This is a genomic window from Candidatus Protochlamydia sp. R18, assembly GCF_000648255.1.
Taxonomy (GTDB): Bacteria; Chlamydiota; Chlamydiia; order Chlamydiales; family Parachlamydiaceae; genus Protochlamydia; species Protochlamydia amoebophila.
This window is the reverse complement of the sequence record NZ_BASL01000747.1, coordinates 1-4,871: the sequence shown is the minus strand read 5'-3', so window position 1 is coordinate 4,871 and position 4,871 is coordinate 1. Positions and strand designations below refer to the sequence as shown.

At 30.9% G+C, this 4,871-nt stretch carries 4 protein-coding genes and 1 pseudogene; 3 read left to right on the top strand and 2 right to left on the bottom strand.

What is annotated here, in order from left to right:
- Positions 1-1,008: 1,008 nt before the first annotated feature.
- The 3 genes from TY19_RS08990 (at position 1,009) to TY19_RS08980 (ending at position 3,157) form a co-directional block, all read left to right on the top strand.
- Positions 1,009-1,233 carry a hypervirulence associated TUDOR domain-containing protein gene (locus tag TY19_RS08990; RefSeq protein ID WP_042281967.1) on the top strand — a complete coding sequence of 75 codons (225 nt, stop codon included), beginning with the start codon at positions 1,009-1,011 and terminating at the stop codon, positions 1,231-1,233.
- 420 nt (positions 1,234-1,653) lie between these two features.
- A complete protein-coding gene (locus tag TY19_RS08985; RefSeq protein ID WP_042281965.1) occupies positions 1,654-2,508 on the top strand; it encodes a bifunctional methionine sulfoxide reductase B/A protein in 855 nt (284 codons plus the stop codon).
- Positions 2,509-2,869: 361 nt separating this feature from the next.
- Entirely contained in the window at positions 2,870-3,157 is a 288-nt protein-coding gene (locus tag TY19_RS08980; protein ID WP_052354882.1) for a hypothetical protein, read from the top strand.
- A 241-nt stretch (positions 3,158-3,398) separates the two neighbouring features.
- Here TY19_RS08980 and TY19_RS08975 read toward each other — a convergent pair whose 3' ends face one another.
- Positions 3,399-3,599, bottom strand: coding sequence for a YgaP family membrane protein (locus TY19_RS08975; protein WP_042281962.1), 201 nt, complete (start codon positions 3,597-3,599; stop codon positions 3,399-3,401).
- 735 nt (positions 3,600-4,334) lie between these two features.
- Positions 4,335-4,871 (bottom strand): annotated as a pseudogene (locus TY19_RS08970) (IS982-like element ISPasp2 family transposase); the annotation flags it as partial.

Sequence of the window (4,871 nt, the reverse complement as noted above, 5' to 3'; positions counted from 1 at the left end):
GAGGCCTTTTTATTTACATCTAAATTTTATTTCGACTTAGTTATTTGCAACTTACATTATTTATCTAAATTTTTGTTAATTTCCAAACTACATACTACGGACGATCCAATCAAATCTAAGAATCAAATTTAACTTTAAGTGAAACAACAAAATCTCGATTTAAATTTGTGTATGGATAAAAATAGGTAATGAAATTACTGTTAAAAATAATTTTAAAGATTAAAAAGCATAAATTTATGTAAAAAAAGTCGGGCTTAAGCGAAAAGAATACTTAAAAATGTATGAATAAAAAATTTAATATTTGGTGAAAAATGAACATAAGTAGCTTTAAATTACACTATCAAGGGTCATTAATCTGGTTAATTTTTTGGATGTTTGTTTTTTTTCCAATAGCCTTTGTTTTACTATTCACAAGCAGCACTTTCGAACTTGATCATTCAATTTATTATCTTCGTTATAATGGATCTCGTTTTTGGCTTTGCTTTTGGGTTTTGGTTTTTTTCCCCATTGCTTTCATTTTCATTTTTGTAAATGGCTTGTCTTTGTTTCAAGAGCGAATATTTTAATTCTTCTTTTGCCATCCATATTTTGTACACCTGTTAAAAAAAAGAAAATTTTTTTTGAAGAGTTAGAATAAGAAGACGAATTTTATTTCAGGATTTAATAAAATATAAACAAAGGATCGACACAGGACATCGCAAAGTTTTAAATGATTTAACCGAAGAATTATAAAAATTTTGGCATCAGTTCAGTTATTCATAGCCAATTTTTCCCGATTGTTTACGATTTTTGGGTCCCTTACAAAGAGAAAATGATTTTTAGACTATTGATTGATAGTAAATTGATCAAAAAAACAAACTTAGATATTAATAATTGAATTATAATACCTAGTGGCCAATTTTGTTAAACTAAAATAGAATTTATAAAAATCAAATCTTATTAAAATTTAATTTATAAATTAGAGTAAATTTAGTTTATAGATAAAAGAATAATTAAAAAGGGGGAAAAATGTCTCAATCTATAAAAAAGGGAGACTCTGTAACATGGAACTCCCAACAAGGCTCTATAAAAGGAAAAGTTGCTAAAAAAGTTGTCAAAAATGAAACTGTTAAAGTTGGAGAAAATAAAAAGCGACGGGTAAAAGCATCTAACGAAAATCCTCAAGTCATTGTAAAAAGCAATAAAACAGGAAAGCAAGCTGTCCATAAAGTAGAATCTGTAAAAAAACAGTAAGACAAAATATCCAAAAAACATTTTTAATTAAAAAATAAAAAATTTAGGCATGCTAATTTGATGATGATAATTGTTCTTTCACCTAAAGGCTAAAATTTTTGGGGATTAATCTTAGACTATTTATTCGAGTTTGAAAAATATGGCGCTGCATTGAAATTCTTTAAAGCCTTATACTCATTTCGGGACAATGATACCTTCTTTCGAAAAGCTTTTTTTACTCAATCTACGCTGACGGCGACCTGTATCACACAAATAGAATTCACAAACTAATCTCAAAAGAACTTTAAACAAATTATAGAAATTTTAAATTAAATTGCACATTCTTCCAATGTATTTGTTTAAATACGCATTTTATTTTTTTACTAAACTTGATACATAAGTGTAATCATTTTAGATTACCCTTAAATGATAAGGGGAAAAATGAAAAAATACCATTCTCTGACGCCGGAAGAAAATTCTGTCATCAATTTTAAAGGGACAGAATATCCAAACACAGGAAAATATAATCGCTTTGCAGAACCGGGTGTTTATGTATGCAAAAAATGTGATGCTCCTCTTTATTTATCTTCAGATAAATTCTTGTTCCATTGCGGCTGGCCTAGCTTTGATGATGAAATTAAAGGAAATGTGGATAAGAAAGTAGATTCCGATGGGAGAAGAATAGAAATTTTGTGCCATCGATGTGGGGGACATTTAGGACATGTATTTAAAGGTGAAGGATTAACAACAAAAAATTTAAGGCACTGTGTGAATTCAGTATCTTTATTCTTCCTTCCTGCCTTAACGAAAGAAGGGTATGAACGGGCTTTATTTGCCGGAGGATGTTTTTGGGGAGTCGAGTATTTATTCCAAAAGCTTACAGGAGTTATTGAGACGAAAGTAGGATATAGCGGGGGAGTAACCATCGATCCCACTTATGAAGACATTTGTTCGGGAAGAACAAAACATGCTGAAACCTTAGAAGTTATTTATGATAAGAATAAAATTACTTATGAAGCATTAGTAAAATTTTTTTTTGAAATCCACGATCCTTCTCAATTTCAAAGGCAGGGTCCAGATATTGGGAATCAATATCGCTCTGCTATTTTTTATTTAACAAGGCAACAAGAAGAAATAGCTCAACGTCTAATCCAACTTCTTTCCACTAAAGGAATTCCTGTCGTAACAGAAGTTATTCCCGCAAGTGTTTTTTATCCAGCAGAAAGCTATCATCAAAATTATTATGGCAAAACAGGAAAGACACCCTATTGCCATATTTATACAAAGCGATTTTAATTCTTTGGTTATAAAAGCAATAAAGTTTAATAAAATTTTTTATTGATTGTTTTTTGTGAGGCGAATATGTTCGGGCAAAAGGCTCCGAACATTTATAAGAGCAAGAATCTTCAAAAATTTGCTTTTTTTTGTGATTATAACAATCAGGATGAATGTTTGGAAAAAAAATGGACTATCTTAATAAGATATGAAGCATTTGTTTCAAACGCTTTTCTTAATTTCTAATGTTACTTCCAATTCAAAAGAGGTTTGCTCTAAGTCATATTTATTATATAAGGCGAATAAATAAGCGTTAAAAGCAGTTCTTCATAAACGTATTTTTTCTTTTGATATTCATTAAACTCTCAATCAAGGAGTTCATATGTTAAAATTTTTTAAACAGCATTTAACGAAAACTTTATTTACTAGCTTAACCCTTCTTCCTTTTTTAGTTTTCGCCCATGGCGGGGGACATTATCACGACCATCACGATGATCATCACTATCACCACTATTATGATCATGATCATTACTACCACAATAACTATTATTACGGTGGTTATTACGGAGGATATGCTTATCCGTATTATTATGGTACCCCTTATTATAATGCCTATCCCTATTATGAACCAGCTCCAAGTGCAGGAATTTATTTACAATTTGGGAAGTAAAAAAGATAAAGTCGGCGTTAGTTAAATAAAAATTTAGCGCCGACTTTTAATAAGTTCAGCCGTTTAAACTGTTTGAGATATAAAATGACTTTAAAAATAGAAAAAGGAAAGGTTGCAAAATCCGGAACCTATATTTGTTATTAGACAACATATTTTGAATTCCAACCACAGTAAACTAATTGAAGTTAGTTTATGAAGCTTAAAGGTTTTTAATTTTTCTAAAATACCAGTATGGAATTAATTATTTTTGATTTGTATCAATTGGGCAAGTATTCTTGCCGATAAGTTGATAGAAGAGACACCAACTAGCTACCGCTTCATAAAAAATAAAAAGGCTAAAAACTAGAATTATCCAGCTACTTTCCCACCAAGCTAGAAATAAAAAAGTAAAGGCAAGGAATAAACGCACAAGGCGATCGACTATTCCTATATTTTTTTGCATAATTGACCTATCTTTCAATTCAAGAAATTTTCTTTTACAAACGTAAATCTTAAATATCTCTCTTTGGTTTTAAATTCAAGACTATATTAAATAATGGTAGATATAGATGATAAAATTTGGGTAGTACTAAATAGGTTAAGGCTCTTCATTGTATATTGTAATCACAAATGAAATAGTTGATCATACCAATAGGATGAGTTAACCTCTCCGAGAAAAAGAGGGTTTTCTCACAAGTTGAGAGCATCTTTATCTTTGTCTAAGGGTATTATTAAAACTTTTAATAGAACTTGTTTTTCCCGCTTTCTTTCCAACTAAGTCGTTGTTGCATCCAAGGAACTTCATCATACGTTTAAAATTTATCTGTATAAAAGAGGGCTTTTTTTTAAGCTTTCTAGTAATTTTCCCATTAGAGACATTCAGTATCTTTTCGCGTTCGCTTCCGGCCGTGCATGGCTAAAACCTGCCGCGTAGCAGTTTGAAAAATAAGCCACAATCGAGTCTAAAGTTTGATCAGCAACAAGCCTTTTAAAATTAACGTTTACTACTTAAAGACTTCTTCATCGTTGAGCTTCGGAAACATCCATTCACCAAATTTTGCTTCCCATCGATAATAAGAAACTGTACTGACTCCTGCTTGCAATAAACTTCTGTAAGAGATGTTTCAGAGTCATCTTCTTTTAGGATTTTAATGATTTGTTCTTTGAATCTTTTCTTCATAACCTGAATTTTGGGTTTTTAGGCAGCCATTAACAATAAGCGATGCTGCTCTGCTAAGTTTATCGATGGCTTTTTAGGTTGGTGAGTATAAGCAACAATCCCAGCTAATAGATTAATTAAAAAATTTCCGGCATTTCTGTGGCGTGTATGTTCAATTTGAGAAATATTTTTTAGTTGATCATTCACCGTTTCAATAATAGCTCGTTTTCTAAGAAGAATTTTGTCTGTCAACTTCATAAGATTCTACTTCATATTCGATCTTAGGGTAGTAAATAGTTCAAGACCTTGTTTCAAAAGCCTCTTTGAAAGTTCTTTCGAAATATACCCTTTATCACCAAATAGTTTCCCAAAAATCCCTTTCGACAAAGTTTCGGCAATAGAAACATCAGCAACATTTCCAGGAGTTAGCTGAAAAGCCAAAATTTCTCCTTTCTCATTGATCATGAGATGCAATTTAAACCCGAAAAACCACCCTGAAGTTGTTTTCCCTCTCTTTGCTAAACCTTTAAAGACCTTGTTTCTTTTTATGCGTTTATTGTGGCAAACATCTATCGA